Raw genomic sequence first — 16,976 nt, 5'->3', positions numbered from 1 at the left:
GAAAATTCGGTGAAACTCAGCGATATCGCCCGTCTGGCCGGTGTGTCCGTGACCACTGCCAGCTACGTCATCAATGGCAAGGCCGAACAGCAGCGCATCAGCAGCGGCACTGTCGAGCGTGTGCGCGCGGTGGTCGAGGCCCATGGCTTCACGCCCAACCCGCAAGCCGCCGGCCTGCGCAGCCGACACACCCGCACATTGGGCTTCATTCTCCCTGACCTTGAGAACCCCAGCTACGCGCGCATCGCCAAGCAGTTGGAACAAGGCGCCCGCGCCCGGGGCTATCAACTGCTGATTGCCAGCAGCGATGACCAGCCCGACAGCGAGCGCCAGCTGCAGCAACTGTTCCGCGCCCGCCGTTGCGACGCCCTGTTCGTCGCCAGCTGCCTGCCGGTGGAAGACGACAGCTACCGTGAACTGCAGGACAAGGGCATGCCGGTGATCGCCATTGACCGCCGCCTGGACCCAGCGCACTTCTGCTCGGTCATCAGCGATGACCGCGATGCCAGCCGCCAGTTGGCGGCCAGCCTGCTAAACGCTGCCCCGCGCAGCATCGCCCTGATCGGCGCGCGCCCTGAGCTTTCGGTCAGCCAGGCCCGTGCCGGCGGCTTCGACGAAGCGCTGCAAGGCTATGCCGGTGAAGTGCGGCGTTACCAGGGCGAGGCATTCAGCCGCGAATGCGGCCAGCGCCTGATGCAGCAACTGATCGACGAGCAAGGCGGGTTGCCCGATGCCTTGGTCACCACTTCCTACGTGCTGCTGCAAGGGGTGTTCGACACCCTGCAGGCGCGCCCCGCCGACTCGCGCCAGCTGCAGCTGGGCACCTTCGGTGACAATCAACTGCTCGATTTCCTGCCGCTTCCGGTCAATGCCATGGCCCAGCAGCACGGGCTGATTGCTGCCACCGCACTGGAGCTGGCCTTGGCTGCAATCGAGGAAAAACGCTACGAACCCGGCGTACACGCCATCGGTCGAACCTTCAAGCAACGGATCACAGCGGGCTGAGCATGCGCCTGATCGACACCCACACCCACCTCGACTTCCCCGACTTCGATGCCGACCGCCCGCGCCTGCTGGCCAACGCGGCGGCGCGAGGGGTTGAACGCATAGTGGTGCTGGGGGTGTATCAGGCGAACTTCCAGCGGGTATGGGACCTGGCCTGCGCCGAGACGCAGGTGTTTGCAGCCCTTGGGCTGCATCCGGTCTATCTCGACCAGCATCGCCCCGAGCACCTCACGCAACTGCGCGACTGGCTGGACCGCCTGCGCGGCGACCCGCGCCTGTGCGCTGTGGGTGAGTTCGGGCTGGACTACTACCTCGAAGCACTGGACAAAGGCCGCCAACAGGCGCTGTTCGAGGCCCAGTTGCAACTGGCCTGCGACTTCGCACTGCCCGCCTTGCTGCATGTGCGCCGCAGCCACGCCCAGGTGATCGCCACGCTCAAGCGCTACAAGCCGGCGCGGGCGGGGGTGATCCATGCGTTTGCGGGCAGCTACGAAGAAGCGCGTGAATACATCAAGCTCGGGTTTCGCCTTGGCCTTGGCGGGGCAGCCACCTGGCCCCAGGCGTTGCGGCTGCGCAAGACCCTGGCACGGCTACCGCTGGAGAGCGTCGTGCTGGAGACCGATGCGCCGGACATGGCCCCGGTGATGTACCCGGGTGAGCGCAACAGCCCGGAGCACCTGCCTGAGATCGCGGCGGCGCTGGCGCAGGTGATGGGGGTCGATGTCGAGCAACTGGCCGCCGCCAGCAGCCGCAATGCCTGCGAGCTGTTTGGCTGGTAGCCAGCTACCTGGGTAGGCTCAGACCAGCACCGTCCACAAGGCGAACCCGGCATACCACAGCACCGCGCAGCGCAGCAGCAACTCCCACAAGCTGTCCAACCGGCTCAACCCACGCTGGCTGTCTTCTTCCTCGGGAATATCGTCGGCAATCCGGCCGACCCGGGCCACCAGGTGCCCGGCGCTGATGTGCCAGTTGAGCAGTTCGTGGAGCATGACGCGGGTGACCGCGACGAAATTGCCGACCAGCGCGAAGCTCAAGGCCAGCACCCGCACCGGCAGCCAGTCCATGATGTGCCGCAATTGCTCGGCACGCGCCTTGAGCGCGGGCTGATTGCTATGCTCGCCGCACAGCGCCAGCAGGCGATAGGCCAACGCAGCACCTGGGCCGAGCACGAAATACCAGAAGATCACGGCAAAGAAGCTCTGGTAAACCTGCCACAGCAAATAGCCCTGCACGCGCACCAGCAGGCTTTGCGGTTCGTCGGCCACCAGGCCCAGATCGCGCTCGGCAACGTGCAGGGCGGCCTGATCATCACCGCGCCGCCAGGCATCTCGAAACGGCCCCAGCGCCGCCTTCGCATCGCCGCGGCCCAGGCTGTAGACCAGCACCAGCAGGTGTACCGGCAATGCCAGCAGGCCATAGGCCACCGGCTCCAGCACATGCAGCAGCAGTACCAGCACCGCTACCGGCGCCAGCACCAGAATGGCCAGCGTCCACCACGGCTGCACCTTGCCGCTGCGCTCCAGGCGCACCATCTCGCCCAGGAAAAAACCATCGCGCTGTACTTGATGGCGCAGTGCCGAGAACTTCTCGACCCACAGCGCCAGCAGCAGAACCAGAAAACTCATGGGTAATCCTCGTTATCCTTCACGGTTTGGCGATAGCGGCCCCAGTCGAATGCCGGGCCTGGGTCGGTCTTGCGCACCGGCGCAATGTCGCTGTGGCCCTGGATGCGCGCCAGGCCGATGACCGGCCAGGCGTTGCGGATCTGCCGGGTAAGCTGCGCCAGCGTGGCGTACTGGGCATCGGTGTAAGGCAGGTCGTCAGTGCCTTCGAGCTCGATGCCGATGGAAAAGTCATTGCAGCCTTCACGCCCGTCGAAGCTGGAGACGCCAGCATGCCAGGCGCGGTCGAGCAATGACACGAACTGGGTCACGGCGCCATCGCGCTCGACGAACAGGTGCGCCGACACCGTCAGCTGGCAGATGCTCTGGAAATAGGGGTGCTCATTGGCGTCCAGGCGGTTCTGGAAGAACTCCTGAACCTTGCCGGTGCCGAAACACGCGGGCGGCAGGCTGATGTTGTGGATCACCAGCAGGGAAATCGACTCGCCCTCGGGGCGCGCGTTGAAGTTCGGCGAAGGGCAGTGGGTGATTCCGTGGAACCAGCCGGTGGCACGGTCCAATTGCATGGTGGCAGATCCTGAAAAACGCCGGGTACAGAACAGCAGTATGCCCTGCGGGCGAGGCCGTTTGCATGTGAATCATTGTAAGGGGGTCAATGCACCTGCTGTTGCCGCAGCCCTTCAAGCACCGACGCCAGCGCCCGTTCGAACAGCAAACCGTCATCGAGCACACGCGCATCCCCCCGCTGCAGCGCCTGGGCCAGGCTGCCAGTGCTCCATTCTCGCACCTTCATGCCCGTGCGATTGGCAAAGACCAACCGATCATTGCTGTCGATACGTGCCACCAGCTTGCAGCGCAGTGGGTCGTCTTCATCGAACACCTCGACCCAGGTGCCGATACGCAGGCGCTGCACTTGGCGCAGTTGCGCGGCGAACCCATCGGCAATGTGCAAGGGCGCACAGGCCGGCTCTTCGGCGAGGGCCAGGACGATGTCCTCGGCTACCCGTACCTCTTGCAACGCCGGGTGGTCATCGGCCAATGGCGGTACGCAAGCCGAGCAGGCACGCAGGTGCAATTGCTCCAGTTGCTGGAAGAAGTCGCGGGTGGCGGACGAGTCCAGCGCCACGCCAGCCAGGCCTTCACGCAAGGCCTTGAGCAGGCCTGGCACCTGTTGCAGCAGTTGCTCGCAGGCCTGGTGCGGGGCAATGCTGACGAGCAGAGTGTCCATGGTGGCCAGGGCATCACGCCACACGGGCGAGCCTTCGCCCTGCTTGAGCCACGCCAGCAGCAGCACCTGGCTCCAGGCCTGCACCAGCATCTGTACCACCACCTGCGGCAACACCCGCCCGCGCAGACGCTGGTTGAGCACTTGCTGCACCCGCAGGCGGGCCTGCAAGGTGCGCGCCCGGCCCTCTTCGGCGTCTCGGGTGCGCTGCTCGAGCAGCTCGTTACGGCGGCGCTCGTCGTGGCTGAAGGCGAGGAATTCGTCGAGCAGTTCGGCGAACAGGCACGCGTCCTCGGTGTAATCGTTGAGCAGGCGCTGAATGATTCGCTCCACCCGCAGATGCAAACTGTCGCGCAGGCCCTCACCGCCGTGCTCCCAGCCGATCGCAGCAGCAGCGATCTCGTTGAGCAGGCGGCGGGCCGGGTGGCTGGCACGGCTGAACAACCCCTTGTCGAGCAGCGCGACCTTGAGCAGCGGGATATGCAAACGCGCAATCAGCGCCCGCAGGCTGGGCGGCAGGTTGTGGTCATTGTGGATATAGCCGAACAGCAGGCCGACCAGGTTGATCATGTCTTCATCGGCGGTGGCGATGCGCCGGCGGGTGCCACTGCGCACACTGACGCGCAACAGCAGTTGCTCAAGCTGCTGGCCGAGTTCGAAGTCATCTGCCGCTTGGGTGGCGGGTACATAGTGTTGCAGGTGCGAGAGCAGGCGCAGCAGGTCGCCGGTGCTGATCGGTTGGGCAGCGGCCACAGCCTGCAAACGCGGTGCGATCTGCCCACGCGACGGGGCCAGCAGTGCCTGCAGCGAAGCAAAAAACGCTTGCCCCGCACTGTCCGCGCCCTCCTGCCCCTGTGCCTCCAGGTTTGCCGGCCGGCGCCCGGCACTCATGCGCCGGTCCTCGGCACGCCGACGCGGTGCGGGTTGCAACTCGGGCAGCACGCCGGCGGCGGCCAGCAACTGGTTGGCCTCCGCGTAAAGCACATCCACATCACGCAGCACGTAGCGCTCGAAGAGCTTGAGCAACACCAGCTTCACCCGCAGACCGACCCCCAGGTTGCGGCCCGCATCGAGAAAATAACCGCACAGGGCAGCAGGCCCGACCGGGTTCTGCTGCTCCGCTACAGGGCGATCGAGCAAGGCCTGCAAGCGCAGGCCCAGTTGCTGGAGGGCAATGCCGTCACGCGAGAGCACGCGCGCGACCATCCCTTCAAGCGCCGATGCGCGCTCCAGTTGCGCCTTGCTCGCTGCGCTTTGCGTTTCACCCAGGCACCCCAAGGGGTCAACCTTGCCGATGCTGGCGAAGGTGTCGTAGAAGGTATCGAGAAAGCCCCGCTCGATGCTTTTGCGCTTCAGGCGCACGTCGCGCATCGCTTCGAAATACAGGTTCTGGTCGCAGCGCTCGAAGGCCTTGTCGGCCATCTCGAACAGGGTGTCGTCGGCGTTGTCGAACAAGGCTTGCAGGCCTTGGCGCAATTGCAGTGCAGCCTTGTCGCGCACTTGCAGGAGCAGTACCGGAAGGCAAGGCAGAGGCGTGCGCGCCCCTCTGTCGATGGCTGCCGCCAGCGGCACCACCTTGCCTTCTTTATGCATCCCGAACTCCTTGCAGGCTCGCTTGCCCGAGCGGGCAATAATTCGTCAAAGCTATGACGCCAAATACTGGGCACTATTATCAGCAAAAAATCTGATAGCTGCCAGCGCCGTTTCGCGTGCAGGGAAATGACCCTGCTTTGCCGCACATGCTCACACCGACCGACCAAAGGTCACCCGCCAGGGCGCTGTACACACCGGCCCCCTGCCCTATAATCGCCGGCATCTAGCTTGTGGAGCCGACCATGCCGAACCTACGCCTCGCCGACCTGACCGCCGAAATCGAAGCCAACGTGCGCCGCGCGCTGCTGGAGGACATCGGCAGTGGCGATATCACCGCGCAGCTGATCCCTGCCGAGCGCCTGGCCAAGGCGACCATCATTACCCGCGAGGACTGCGTGATCGCCGGCACCGCCTGGGTCGACGCCGTGTTTCGCCAGCTCGACCCGCGGGTAGCCGTGCACTGGCAAGTCGCCGACGGCGACCGCGCGCTGGCCAACCAGCCGCTGTTCCACCTGGAAGGCCCGGCACGCTCGCTGCTCAGCGGTGAGCGCAGTGCGCTCAACTTTTTGCAGATGCTGTCTGGCGTCGCCACGCGCGCGCGCTTTCTGGCCGACCTGGTCGACGGCACCCAGGTGCGCCTGCTCGACACCCGCAAGACCCTGCCCGGCCTGCGCCTGGCGCAAAAGTACGCAGTCACCTGTGGCGGTTGCGACAACCACCGCATCGGCCTTTACGATGCCTTCCTGATCAAGGAAAACCACATCGCCGCCAGCGGTGGCGTGCCTGAAGCGGTCGCAGCAGCGCACCGCATCGCCCCTGGCAAACCCGTGGAAATCGAGGTCGAAAGCCTGGACGAACTGCGCCAGGCCCTGAGTGCGGGCGCGGATATCATCATGCTCGACGAGCTGACCCTGGATGAAATGCGCGAAGCGGTGCGCATCACCGCAGGCAAGGCCAAACTTGAGGCCAGCGGCGGCGTCAACGAGAGCACCTTGCGGGTGATTGCCGAAACCGGCGTCGATTACATCTCCATTGGTGCCATGACCAAGGATGTGAAGGCGGTGGACTTGTCGATGCGCTTGAGCCTCTGAAGGCGCAGAAAATTGCAGGCATGAAAAAACCGGCCAGATGGCCGGTTTTTTTTTAACGTTGGATCAGAACGAGGCGTTGGCCAAGCCGTCCAGGTAACGCTCGACGTCCAGTGCCGCCATGCAGCCTGCACCGGCCGAGGTGATGGCCTGACGGTAGACGTGGTCGGCCACGTCGCCCGCTGCGAACACACCTTCGACGTTGGTGGCAGTGGCGTTGCCTTCACGGCCGCCATTGACCACCAGGTAGCCGTCCTTGAGGGTCAGCTGGCCTTCGAACAGCGACGTGTTCGGCGTGTGGCCGATGGCGATGAACACGCCGTCGACCTTGATTTCGTCGCTGCTGCCATCGTTGTTCTTCAGGCGCGCACCGGTCACGCCCATGTTGTCACCCAGTACTTCGTCCAGGGTGGCGTTGAGCTTGAGCTCGATCTTGCCTTCGGCCACGCGGGCGTTGAGCTTGTCGACCAGAATCTTCTCGGCACGGAAGGTTTCGCGACGGTGAACCAAGGTCACCTTGCTGGCGATGTTGGCCAGGTACAGCGCCTCTTCAACCGCGGTGTTGCCGCCACCGACAACGGCTACCGGCTTGTTGCGGTAGAAGAAGCCGTCACAGGTAGCGCAGGCCGAAACACCCTTGCCCATGAAGGTTTCTTCCGACGGCAGGCCCAGGTAGCGAGCGCTGGCGCCAGTGGCAACGATCAGCGCGTCGCAGGTATAGGTGCCACTGTCACCTTGCAGGGTGAATGGCTTGTTGGCCAGGTCGACAGCGTTGATGTGGTCGAAGACGATCTCGGTCTCGAAGCGCTCGGCGTGCTCTTGCATGCGCTGCATCAGGGCTGGGCCAGTCAGGCCATGGGGGTCGCCCGGCCAGTTGTCGACTTCGGTGGTGGTCGTCAGCTGGCCACCGGCCTGCATGCCGGTGATCAGCAGCGGCTTGAGGTTGGCACGGGCGGCATAGACTGCGGCGCTGTAACCGGCAGGGCCGGAACCGAGGATGATGACGCGCGAATGACGTACTTCAGACATGTCGAACTCCTGTCGAGCCGGCCGCACGGGGCCAGCATCGGTGTGCCGGCGGTGCCAGCTGGAATTTAAAAAGGACCCACGCAACCTTGGGGAAGGCTACAACGCGTCGGTCCAGAACCTAAAAGTTGAGCGCACTGTAGCGAGGTCGCAAAGATTAAGGAAATATCCTTCGACAATCCACCTCATAGGCATCGTCTATTCAGCAATTTCATTCACGAAAAACGCCCTGATGCTTTTGTTACAGCGAATTTCGCCGACATCGCCCGCCTTTCGTCGGCGCAACAAACTCGGTAAGGTCAGCGCGTTTTCCTTATGTTCGGAGTGTCTCGATGCAAGCCCCTGTCCTCTCTGGCCCCCAGTATCTGCGCGAAGGCCTGAAACTGGTGCTGAGCCCGAACCTGCGGTTGTTCGTGCTGCTGCCCCTGGCGGTCAACCTGCTGCTGTTCGGCGGCCTGATCTACTTTGCCGGCCACCAGTTCAGTGTGTGGGTCGACGCGCTGATGCCGACCCTGCCAAGCTGGTTGAACTTCCTCACGTACATTCTCTGGCCACTGTTCGTCGCCCTGGTGGTGCTGATGGTGTTCTTCACCTTCACCCTGGTGGCCAACGTCATTGCCGCGCCGTTCAATGGTTTTCTGGCCGAAAAGGTCGAAGTGGTGGTGCGCGGCGAAGACAATTTCCCCGCGTTCAGCTGGGCTGAGCTGGTGGCCATGGTGCCGCGCACCTTTGGCCGCGAGATGCGCAAGCTGGGCTACTTCCTGCCCCGGGCGATCGGCCTGTTCATCCTGTCGTTGATCCCGGTGGTCAACGTGATCGCGGCGCCGCTGTGGCTGATTTTTGGGGTATGGATGATGGCTATCCAATACATCGACTACCCGGCGGACAACAACAAGATGAGCTGGCAGGACATGCTCGCCTGGCTGCGCAGCAAGCGCTGGCAGTCGCTGGGCTTTGGCGGCATCACCTACCTGGCGCTGATGGTGCCGGTGGTGAACGTGCTGATGATGCCAGCGGCGGTGGCCGGTGCTACGTTGTTCTGGGTACGCGAGCGTAACTGAGCCTGGCACGCGCTGGTGTAGGAGCGGCCTTGCGTCGCGAAAGGGTCGCGTAGCGGCCCCAGGTTCTGTGGCGCAGCAAAAATCGCCGGGGCCGCTTTGCGACCCTTTCGCGACGCAAGGCCGCTCCTACAACAACAACAACAACAACAACAACAACAACAATCACTGAGCCAGTCGGCTGGAAAACTGCCCCACCACGTCCACCACCCGCTTCGCCCCGTCCTGAATCTCGACGATCACGTTGCCGGTCTCATCGGCAAGCGCCAGCCCCTGCTCGGCCTGGCGCTTGCTGGTGTCGATGATCGCCACCGCAGCCTGGGCCAATTGCTCGTTCTGCTGCACGACCCGGGCAATCTCTTCGGTGGCAGTGCTGGTTCGCGAGGCCAGCTGGCGTACTTCGTCGGCGACCACGGCAAACCCCCGCCCCTGCTCCCCCGCACGGGCTGCCTCGATGGCGGCGTTGAGCGCCAGCAGGTTGGTCTGCCCGGCAATGTCGCTGATGGTCTTGATGATTGAGCCGATCACCCGCGACTGAGTGTCCAGCGCCTGGATACCCTCGGCCGCTTCCTGCATCGACGCCTCCAGCCCACGCATGACGCTTACGGTTTGCGTGACCACCTCGGTGGCCTTGCGCGCGCTGGTGTCCGTGCCCAACGAGGTGTTGAAGGCGATGTCCGCCGCCTCGGCAACTGCCTGCTCCTGGTTGACCTGGTCGGTGATCACGGTGGCAAATTTGACCACTTTGTACAGCACGTCATGGGCATCAAAGATCGGGTTGTAGGACGCCTCCAGCCACACTACCCGGCCATGGGCATCGATGCGCTTGAAGCGCTCAGCGATGTACTCGCCCCGGCGCAGCTTGTCCCAGAACGCCTGATAGCCTGCCGAATTGGCTTCTGCAGGCTCACAGAAGATGCGGTGATGCTTGCCGCAGATCTGCTCGAGACGGTAGCCGACCGCGCTCAGAAAGCGTTCGTTGGCAGTCAGGATGGTGCCATCGAGGCCAAATTCGATCACGGCGGTCGAGCGCATCAATGCCTTGATCAGGCTTTCGTGCTCGCGTGAGGTTTCGATGGTGCGGGTAAGGTCGCTCGAGTGCAGGGTGAAATACTTGAGGCGCCCTTCGCTGTTCTTGACCGGCTGCAGGATGGAGCGCAGCCAGGCTTCCTGGCCATTGCCACGCAGCAGGCGGAACGCCCCGTTGAGGTGCTCGCCACGGCTGATGGCACTTTTCATGCGCTGATAGAAATCCAGCGTCTTCACATGGGGCGGGACAATGTCTTCGAGTTTGCGTCCAAGCAGTTGGTCGGCACGGTAGAGCATCTCGCTCTCGAAGTTGCCGTTGACCATCTCGATCCGTCCTTGGGGGTCGAGCTGGAGCACCAGCATCTCGCTGTCGAGGCTGCTCTTGACCTGTTCGACCGACAGCAGGTCTTCACGCAGTTGCTGGATTTCTTGCTTGAGCTTGTTGTTGAACATTCCCGCTCTCCTGGAGCGCAGCACGTAATCGAATGCATCTTCATCGGCTGGTGGTGGCAGGTTCTTGAGCACCCTGCAGACAAATATTCACACCGTTGAAACAACCGGCGATCAGGCGTCACCTGCACGTCACAAGGCCGTCACATGCGCGCAATGCTGCAGGAGGACACTTTTTGTCATGAATACACCCGCCCTGCGTATCACCCTCGTCAGCGAAACCTTCCCACCGGAGATCAACGGTGTCGCCAATACCCTTGGCCGCCTCAGCGAAGGGTTGCGCCAACGCGGGCATGACATCGAGATAGTACGCCCACGCCAAGCCGGCGAAGCGCCTGTGCAAAACGACCCGCAACTGATGCTGTGCCGCGGCTGGGGCTTGCCCGGCTACCCCGGCCTGCAATGGGGCGAAGTGTCCATGCACAAGCTGCTGCGGCGCTGGCGCAGACAACGCCCGGATGTGCTGTACATCGCTACCGAAGGGCCATTGGGGCTGAGTGCGCTGCGCGCGGCACGGCGCCTGGGGGTGCCGGTGGTCAGCGGTTTCCATACCAACTTCCCGCAGTACTCCGGCCAATATGGCTTGGGTTTGCTGGCACGCCTGCTCACCCACTACCTGCGCTGGTTTCATCGCCGCACGGCCATCACCCTGGTGCCCAGCGTCAGCCAGCGCCTGGAGCTTGAACGCCGTGGCTTCGAGCGCCTGGAACTGCTGGCTCGCGGCGTCGATGCCTGCCTGTTCAACCCGGCCCGGCGCAGCCAGGTGCTGCGTGAAAGCTGGGGGCTTGGCCCGGACGATATCGCCGTGCTGCATGTCGGGCGCTTGGCGGCAGAAAAGAACCTGGGGCTGCTGCGCCCGTGCCTGGACGCGCTGAAGCAGACTTATCCACAGAAGCGCCTGCGCCTGATCGTGGTCGGCGACGGCCCACAGCGCGCCGCCCTTGAACAACAAGTGGCTGATGCCGTGTTCTGTGGCGCCCAGCGCGGTGAGGCACTGGCCGAGCACTATGCCAGCGGTGACCTGTTCCTGTTCCCAAGCCTGACCGAAACCTTTGGCAACGTGGTACTCGAAGGCATGGCTTCGGGGCTGGCGGTGGTGGCCTACGATGAGGCGGCGGCCGCGCAACATCTTCGTCATGGGCACAGCGGCGCGCTGGCCATGCCCGGGGACCAGGCGGCCTTTATCGATGCCGCCTGCTGGTTGCTGGAAGAGGAAGAAACCCTGCGCCGAGTACGCCTGAATGCCCGTCAACACGCCAGCCGCCAAGGCTGGCCAGCAATTGTCGAGCAGTACGAGGCCTATCTGTATGGTGCCTGCAAACAACGCGCAGGCGCGGCGCAACAGGCCCCGGGCACTGCGCTGGCGATCAAGCCAGGTTCGACAGCCCCGCGCGGCTGAGGAAAAACCTTAGCCCAGGGCCTTCTCGATGGCCTGAACCACGGCAGGGTCATCCGGCGCAGTGCGCGGCGAGAAGCGCGCCAGCACGCGGCCGTCCTTGCCTACCAGAAACTTTTCGAAGTTCCAGCTGATGTCACCGGGGAATTCAGCCCCCTCCCCTGCCAGCAGGCGATACAGCGAGTGGCGTTGTGGCCCATTGACCTCCAGCTTGGCGCCCAAGGGGAAGCTGACACCGTAGTTGAGGCTGCAGAATTCCTGGATTTCCTTCTCGCTGCCAGGCTCCTGGCCGGCAAACTGGTTGCAGGGCAGCCCCAGCACGCTGAAACCCTTGCCCTTGAACTGCTGTTGCAGCTTTTCCAGAGAAGCGTATTGCGGCGTCAGGCCACACTTGGAGGCAACGTTGACCACCAGCACCACTTGGCCCTTGAACGGTGCGAGGGGCAGATCCCCGCCGTTCAGTGCCTCCAACTTCAGGTCGTGAAATGCACTCATGATGTAATCCCCTCTCAGGTTCCCGATGGCCGCGTGGGCGAAATCCGCCCAATAAAAAAGCGCTCGTCCAAGCCGTCCACCTCCCGTTGGGAAGGCAAATGGCTTGCCCGAGCGCCTGGCGACTCTCTGAGCTTAGCGCAGAAAATCAGTGGTGATGGCCACCTTCACCGTGGATGTGACGGTGAGCGATTTCTTCTTCGCTGGCGTCACGCACGTCGACAACCTTGACCTGGAAGGTCAGGCGCTGGCCGGCCAGCGGGTGGTTGCCGTCAACGGTAACGTCGTCGCCGTCGAGGTCGCGAATGGTGACGATCTGCATCTGGCCATCCGGCGCCGAGGCGTGGAACTGCATGCCGACTTCCAGCTCGTCGACGCCTTCGAACAGGCTGCGGTTCAGGGTGCTGACCAGCTCGGCCAGGTATTCACCGTACGCGTCTTCCGGCTCGATGGAGACATTCAGCTCGTCACCGGCCTGTTTGCCTTCCAGGGCTTTTTCCAGGCCCGGGATGATGTTGCCGGCACCGTGCAGGTAAACCAGCGGCGCGCCACCGGCGGAGCTGTCGATGGTCTCCCCGGCGTCGTTGGTCAGGGTATAGTCGATGGAGACAGCCTTGTTGGCGGCGATCAGCATGGGGCAAGACCTTTTGCAAAAGTATGTAGAGCGGACAAGTGTAACCAAGCCATCGCCCGATTGCGAACGCGCCTCGGCCGAGGAACAGCCCATCAGTCGGATCACTGGCTTCCATCAGGACGAAGAAGGCCACTGGGTGGTCGAGCTGTCGTGCGGCCACACCCAGCACCTTCGCCACCAACCGCCCTGGCAAGCACGCCCGTGGGTGCTCGATGCCGCTCAGCGCCAGCAGCGCATCGGCCAGGCTTTCGCCTGTGGCTGGTGTGCACAGGCGGCCGATAGCGCTACCCTTGGCCGTTGATTCCTTGCACCGCTTTATTTCGAGAAGCACGCATGCAAACATTTTTCATTGCGCCGACCGACTTTGGTGTCGGCCTGACTTCAATCAGCCTGGGCCTGGTTCGCACCCTTGAACGCGCAGGCCTGAAGGTCGGTTTTTTCAAGCCCATCGCCCAGCCGCACCCCGGCGATACCGGCCCCGAGCGCTCCACCGAACTGATCGCACGGACCCACGGCATCAAGCCGCCCAAGCCGTTGAGCCTGGCGCACGTCGAGCGCATGCTCGGCGATGGCCAACTTGACGAACTGCTCGAAGAAATCATCCGCCTCTATCAGCAAGCCTGCGTGGGCAATGACGTGGTAGTGGTCGAGGGCATGGTGCCGACCCGCCACGCCAGCTACGCGGCGCGGGTCAACCTGCACCTGGCCAAGAGCCTGGATGCCGAGGTGATTCTGGTGTCGGCGCCGGAAAACGAGGTCCTCAGCGAGTTGTCCGGCCGGGTCGAGCTGCAGGCCCAGCTGTTCGGCGGCCCACGCGACCCGAAAGTGCTCGGGGTGGTCCTCAACAAGGTGCGCACCGAAGAAAGCATGGCGGACTTCGCCACGCGCCTGCGCGAGCACTCGCCGTTGCTGCGCGGCAACGACTTCCGCCTGCTGGGCTGCATCCCTTACCAGCCCGAGCTGAACGCCCCGCGCACCCGCGATGTGGCCGACCTGCTTGGCGCCCAGGTGCTCAACGCCGGGGACTACGAGCAGCGGCGCATGAGCAAGATCATCATCTGCGCACGCACCGTGGCCAACACCGTGCCATTGCTCACACCTGGCACCCTGGTGGTGACCCCGGGTGACCGTGACGACATCATTCTGGCCGTGAGCCTGGCGGCGATCAATGGCGTGCCCCTGGCCGGCCTGCTGCTGACCAGCGACAGCAAGCCCGATGCGCGCATCCTTGGCTTGTGCCGCGGCGCCCTGCAAGCCGGCCTGCCGATTCTGTCGGTGAGTACCGGTTCGTACGACACGGCCAATCAGCTCAACTCACTGAACCGCGAGATCCCCGTGGATGACCGCGAGCGTGCCGAGTTCATCACCGATTTCGTCGCCAGCCACCTCGACGCGGCCTGGCTGCATCAGCGCTGTGGCACACCACGTGAGCTGCGTCTGTCGCCTGCGGTGTTCCGCTATCAGTTGATTCAACGCGCACAACAGGCCAACAAGCGCATCGTCCTGCCCGAGGGCGCCGAGCCGCTGTTGGTGCAGGCGGCGGCGATCTGCCAGGCCCGTGGCATCGCGCGTTGCGTACTGCTGGCCAAGCCCGAGGCCGTCGAAGCCGTTGCCCGCGCCCAGGGCATTACCCTGCCGCCAGACCTGGAAATACTCGACCCGGAGCTGATTCGCGGGCGCTATGTCGAACCGATGGTCGAGCTGCGCAAAAGCAAGAACCTCAATGCGCCCATGGCCGAGCAGCAGCTGGAAGACCCGGTGGTGATCGCCACCATGATGCTGGCCCTGGATGAGGTCGACGGCCTGGTCTCGGGCCTGGTGCACTCCACCGCCAACACCATCCGCCCGGCCCTGCAGCTGATCAAGACGGCGCCAGGTGCCAGCCTGGTGTCTTCGGTGTTCTTCATGCTGTTCCCCGAGCAGGTGCTGGTGTACGGCGACTGCGTGATGAACCCGCACCCCAGTGCCGCAGAACTTGCAGAAATTGCCCGGCAGAGCGCCGAATCGGCACAGGCCTTCGGCATCGCGCCGCGTGTGGCGATGATCAGTTATTCAAGTGATTCGGCGAGCGATGAAGAAGTCGAGAAGGTGCGCGAAGCGACACGCCTGGCACAAAGCGCGGAGCATGATCTGCTGATCGATGGGCCGTTGCAGTATGACGCTGCGGCCAACCCGGCCATCGCCCGGGAACTGGCACCAAACAGCCCGGTTGCCGGGCGAGCCACGGTGTTCGTCTTCCCCGACCTCAATACCGGCAACACCACGCACAAAGCGGTGCAGCGCAGTGCCGATGGGGTCAGCCTGGGGCCGATGCTGCAGGGGTTGCGCAAGCCGGTGAACGATTTGCCGCGCGGGGCTCAGGTGGACGATATCGTGCATACAATCGCCCTGACGGCGATTCAGGCCAGCGTCGTGCGCTGAAGCCTTGGGGCTGCTTGGCAGCCCCAAGGCGACCCTCATGACTTACGGATACTGCTGAACCTGCCCTTGCTGGTCATACTGCTGACCTGGGATCGGCTTCAGGTTGACCTCCACGCGACGGTTCTGTGCCCGGCCGTTGGCGTCGCCGTTGCTGGCGATCGGCTGGTCCGGGCCCATGCCACGTACCGAAATGCGCGAAGCATCCACACCCTGCGACGTCAGGTAGGTGCTGACCGCCTGCGCGCGGCGCTGGGACAGGTCCATGTTGTGCTGACGGCTGCCGGTGCTGTCGGTGAAGCCGACCACTTCGATGGTGTTCTGGTTGAACTGCTTGAACGAGCCGGCCAGGTTGTTCAGCGGCGAGTAGAAGCTTGGCGCGATGTTGGCCGAGTCGGTGGCGAAGGTGATGTTGCCTGGCATGATCAGCTTGATCTGGTCGCCCTGGCGCTGCACCTCGACGCCGGTATTGGCCATTTGTGCGCGCAGTGCGGCTTCCTGTTTGTCGGCGTAGTAGCCGTAACCGGCTGCTGCGGCACCCACTGCGGCGGCGCCGATCAGCGCACCTTTACCCCGGTTGTTGTGGTCGATGGCGGCACCGGCGACAGCGCCGGCCAACGCGCCCAAGCCGCCGTACTTGGCGGTCTTGCTCATCCCCGTGGAGCCCTGCGCCTGACCCTGGTTGTCGTACGGGTTCTGGCTTGCGCAGCCAGTCATCAGGGCTGCAGCGGTTGCGACGATAATCAGACGACGCATGGTGAACATGGACAAGCTCCTACTGAAATTCATAAATGCGGCAGACCGCGAATGGATCTATGCCAGCCTTGGATTGCCAAGCGGCAAAAAAATTCCATGAACACGTTTTCACGCAGGTTCATGCCCGCACGAACGGGTTCTCGCGCATCTCGTCACCCAGGCGGGTGTCTGGCCCGTGGCCTGTGACCACGATGGCCGTTTCATCCAGCCGGTACAACCGCTCCTTGATCGAACGAACGATAGCCCGCTGATCACCGCCCCACAAATCGGTGCGGCCAATACCGCGACGGAACAGGGTATCGCCGGCAATCAACAGCTTGGCATCGGCGAACCAGAAGCTCATCGAGCCGGGCGTGTGCCCCGGGGTATGCAAGGCCACGCCACAACCACAGGCCAGTTCCTCGTCATCGCTCAGCCAGCGGTCTGGGGCAGGCACCGGGGTGTAAGGTACGCCGAACACCTGGCACTGCATCTCCAGGTTGTCCCACAGCGACTGGTCGTCCTTGTGCAGGTGCAATGTCGCGCCAGTCAGTTCCTTCAACTTGCCCGAGGCGAGGAAGTGATCGAAATGCGCGTGGGTGTGGATGATGCTTACCAAGGTCAGGCCATGGGCTTGCAGGCGGGCGAGGATCTTCTCCGGGTCACCGCCTGGGTCGACGACGATGGCCTTTTTGCTCAGCGGGTCGCCGATCAGGGTGCAATTGCACTGCAGGGGGCCTACGGGGAAGGTTTCGCGGATGAGGGTGGGGGGAGCGTGGTTCATTCAACGTCTCGGTAGTAAAACAGGGGGATCCACGCAGTTCCTGGAATGAGAAAACCACCGAAGCATCATCAATCCGCTGAAAATCGGAATGCGAAAACTCACCTTCGGTAAACGAAAAACCGGCACTTTGGCCGGTTTTTACACAGAAGACCTGAGACAGTCAGGTACAGGAGCTGGTGCGGCTTGGTGATGGCATTTTGATCTTCAGGATGAAGCGCCTGCGAGAGGGCCAACCGGCTCAAGCTCTGCCCCCTTCCCTTTAGCGACTTGTAGGAAACGCATTTGGTTTTCGGAAATTCGACCTGCGAGGCGTCTAGCCTCAGCCTCAAATTTCGCCACCAATAGCTTTTCCTGCCTCTTTGCGGATCGCATGATTACCTCCAAAGCCTGATCGGGCATAGCACGGATACTATTAGGG

General features: G+C 63.4%; 15 protein-coding genes and 2 pseudogenes. 7 read left to right on the top strand and 10 right to left on the bottom strand.

What is annotated here, in order from left to right; all coding sequences use genetic code 11:
- Window positions 1-9: 9 nt before the first annotated feature.
- Together cra and LOY26_RS03970 are read left to right on the top strand one after the other, a co-directional pair.
- The gene (cra, locus tag LOY26_RS03975) at window positions 10-1,005 is read left to right on the top strand and encodes a catabolite repressor/activator (protein WP_186660221.1); all 996 of its coding nucleotides are present in this window, start codon (window positions 10-12) and stop codon (window positions 1,003-1,005) included.
- A 2-nt stretch (window positions 1,006-1,007) separates the two neighbouring features.
- On the top strand, window positions 1,008-1,784 hold the full coding sequence (locus tag LOY26_RS03970; protein WP_258714417.1) for a TatD family hydrolase: 777 nt from the start codon (window positions 1,008-1,010) through the stop codon (window positions 1,782-1,784).
- 18 nt (window positions 1,785-1,802) lie between these two features.
- Here the strand turns inward: LOY26_RS03970 and ampE are convergent, their stop codons facing one another.
- The 3 genes from ampE to LOY26_RS03955 form a co-directional block, all read right to left on the bottom strand.
- Window positions 1,803-2,633: a regulatory signaling modulator protein AmpE gene (gene ampE, locus LOY26_RS03965; protein WP_186662890.1), complete on the bottom strand. Its 831-nt coding sequence runs from the start codon at window positions 2,631-2,633 to the stop codon at window positions 1,803-1,805.
- On the bottom strand, window positions 2,630-3,196 hold the full coding sequence (ampD, locus tag LOY26_RS03960; RefSeq protein WP_033701263.1) for a 1,6-anhydro-N-acetylmuramyl-L-alanine amidase AmpD: 567 nt from the start codon (window positions 3,194-3,196) through the stop codon (window positions 2,630-2,632). Before ampD ends, ampE begins: the two co-directional genes overlap by 4 nt.
- An 86-nt stretch (window positions 3,197-3,282) precedes the next feature.
- A complete protein-coding gene (locus LOY26_RS03955) occupies window positions 3,283-5,448 on the bottom strand; it encodes a DUF1631 domain-containing protein (protein WP_258714416.1) in 2,166 nt (721 codons plus the stop codon).
- Window positions 5,449-5,690: 242 nt separating this feature from the next.
- Here LOY26_RS03955 and nadC point away from each other — a divergent pair, with 242 nt between their 5' ends.
- A complete protein-coding gene (gene nadC, locus LOY26_RS03950) occupies window positions 5,691-6,539 on the top strand; it encodes a carboxylating nicotinate-nucleotide diphosphorylase (protein WP_186660227.1) in 849 nt (282 codons plus the stop codon).
- Window positions 6,540-6,602: 63 nt separating this feature from the next.
- Here nadC and trxB read toward each other — a convergent pair whose 3' ends face one another.
- Window positions 6,603-7,565: a thioredoxin-disulfide reductase gene (gene trxB, locus LOY26_RS03945; protein WP_033701267.1), complete on the bottom strand. Its 963-nt coding sequence runs from the start codon at window positions 7,563-7,565 to the stop codon at window positions 6,603-6,605.
- Window positions 7,566-7,894: 329 nt separating this feature from the next.
- On the opposite strand from trxB, the gene cysZ reads away from it, so the two are divergent.
- A complete protein-coding gene (cysZ, locus tag LOY26_RS03940) occupies window positions 7,895-8,623 on the top strand; it encodes a sulfate transporter CysZ (protein WP_186660229.1) in 729 nt (242 codons plus the stop codon).
- Window positions 8,624-8,785: 162 nt separating this feature from the next.
- On the opposite strand, the pseudogene LOY26_RS26975 reads toward cysZ, so the two are convergent.
- Both LOY26_RS26975 and LOY26_RS26970 read right to left on the bottom strand, forming a co-directional pair.
- Window positions 8,786-9,205 (bottom strand): annotated as a pseudogene (locus tag LOY26_RS26975) (methyl-accepting chemotaxis protein); the annotation flags it as partial.
- 168 nt (window positions 9,206-9,373) lie between these two features.
- Window positions 9,374-9,973, bottom strand: a pseudogene (locus tag LOY26_RS26970) (PAS domain-containing protein); the annotation flags it as partial.
- A 307-nt stretch (window positions 9,974-10,280) separates the two neighbouring features.
- Between LOY26_RS26970 and LOY26_RS03930 the strand changes: the two are divergent.
- Window positions 10,281-11,498 carry a glycosyltransferase family 1 protein gene (locus LOY26_RS03930; RefSeq protein ID WP_186662881.1) on the top strand — a complete coding sequence of 406 codons (1,218 nt, stop codon included), beginning with the start codon at window positions 10,281-10,283 and terminating at the stop codon, window positions 11,496-11,498.
- A 9-nt stretch (window positions 11,499-11,507) separates the two neighbouring features.
- On the opposite strand, the gene LOY26_RS03925 is transcribed toward LOY26_RS03930, so the two are convergent.
- The gene (locus LOY26_RS03925; protein WP_186660236.1) at window positions 11,508-11,990 is read right to left on the bottom strand and encodes a glutathione peroxidase; all 483 of its coding nucleotides are present in this window, start codon (window positions 11,988-11,990) and stop codon (window positions 11,508-11,510) included.
- A gap of 145 nt (window positions 11,991-12,135) precedes the next feature.
- Window positions 12,136-12,621: a peptidylprolyl isomerase gene (locus LOY26_RS03920; protein ID WP_016501463.1), complete on the bottom strand. Its 486-nt coding sequence runs from the start codon at window positions 12,619-12,621 to the stop codon at window positions 12,136-12,138.
- Here LOY26_RS03920 and LOY26_RS03915 point away from each other — a divergent pair.
- Both LOY26_RS03915 and pta read left to right on the top strand, forming a co-directional pair.
- Window positions 12,620-12,922: a DUF3565 domain-containing protein gene (locus LOY26_RS03915; protein WP_095064021.1), complete on the top strand. Its 303-nt coding sequence runs from the start codon at window positions 12,620-12,622 to the stop codon at window positions 12,920-12,922. The two genes, LOY26_RS03920 and LOY26_RS03915, sit on opposite strands and share 2 nt — an antisense overlap.
- A gap of 32 nt (window positions 12,923-12,954) precedes the next feature.
- Window positions 12,955-15,042, top strand: a complete 2,088-nt coding sequence (gene pta, locus LOY26_RS03910; protein WP_033701274.1) for a phosphate acetyltransferase — start codon at window positions 12,955-12,957, stop codon at window positions 15,040-15,042.
- Between the two features lie 42 nt (window positions 15,043-15,084).
- Here the strand turns inward: pta and LOY26_RS03905 are convergent, their stop codons facing one another.
- Window positions 15,085-15,804 (bottom strand): OmpA family protein, encoded by a 720-nt coding sequence (locus LOY26_RS03905; RefSeq protein ID WP_033701275.1) that lies wholly within the window; start codon window positions 15,802-15,804, stop codon window positions 15,085-15,087.
- Between the two features lie 109 nt (window positions 15,805-15,913).
- Entirely contained in the window at window positions 15,914-16,558 is a 645-nt protein-coding gene (locus LOY26_RS03900) for an MBL fold metallo-hydrolase (protein ID WP_186660238.1), read from the bottom strand.
- Window positions 16,559-16,976: the final 418 nt, after the last annotated feature.

The organism is Pseudomonas sp. B21-047 (assembly GCF_024748775.1).
Lineage (GTDB): Bacteria > Pseudomonadota > Gammaproteobacteria > Pseudomonadales > Pseudomonadaceae > Aquipseudomonas > Aquipseudomonas capeferrum.
This window is presented reverse-complemented; position numbering and strand designations above follow the sequence as displayed.

Coding starts and splice junctions, on each gene's coding strand:
- ampD (WP_033701263.1), bottom strand. CDS start 3,196: ATGCAATTGGACCGTGCCACCGGCTGGTTCCACGGAATCACCCACTGC.
- cysZ (WP_186660229.1), top strand. CDS start 7,895: ATGCAAGCCCCTGTCCTCTCTGGCCCCCAGTATCTGCGCGAAGGCCTG.
- pta (WP_033701274.1), top strand. CDS start 12,955: ATGCAAACATTTTTCATTGCGCCGACCGACTTTGGTGTCGGCCTGACT.
- LOY26_RS03920 (WP_016501463.1), bottom strand. CDS start 12,621: ATGCTGATCGCCGCCAACAAGGCTGTCTCCATCGACTATACCCTGACC.
- trxB (WP_033701267.1), bottom strand. CDS start 7,565: ATGTCTGAAGTACGTCATTCGCGCGTCATCATCCTCGGTTCCGGCCCT.
- LOY26_RS03955 (WP_258714416.1), bottom strand. CDS start 5,448: ATGCATAAAGAAGGCAAGGTGGTGCCGCTGGCGGCAGCCATCGACAGA.
- LOY26_RS03925 (WP_186660236.1), bottom strand. CDS start 11,990: ATGAGTGCATTTCACGACCTGAAGTTGGAGGCACTGAACGGCGGGGAT.
- LOY26_RS03915 (WP_095064021.1), top strand. CDS start 12,620: ATGGGGCAAGACCTTTTGCAAAAGTATGTAGAGCGGACAAGTGTAACC.
- LOY26_RS03900 (WP_186660238.1), bottom strand. CDS start 16,558: ATGAACCACGCTCCCCCCACCCTCATCCGCGAAACCTTCCCCGTAGGC.
- LOY26_RS03970 (WP_258714417.1), top strand. CDS start 1,008: ATGCGCCTGATCGACACCCACACCCACCTCGACTTCCCCGACTTCGAT.
- nadC (WP_186660227.1), top strand. CDS start 5,691: ATGCCGAACCTACGCCTCGCCGACCTGACCGCCGAAATCGAAGCCAAC.
- LOY26_RS03905 (WP_033701275.1), bottom strand. CDS start 15,804: ATGTTCACCATGCGTCGTCTGATTATCGTCGCAACCGCTGCAGCCCTG.
- LOY26_RS03930 (WP_186662881.1), top strand. CDS start 10,281: ATGAATACACCCGCCCTGCGTATCACCCTCGTCAGCGAAACCTTCCCA.
- ampE (WP_186662890.1), bottom strand. CDS start 2,633: ATGAGTTTTCTGGTTCTGCTGCTGGCGCTGTGGGTCGAGAAGTTCTCG.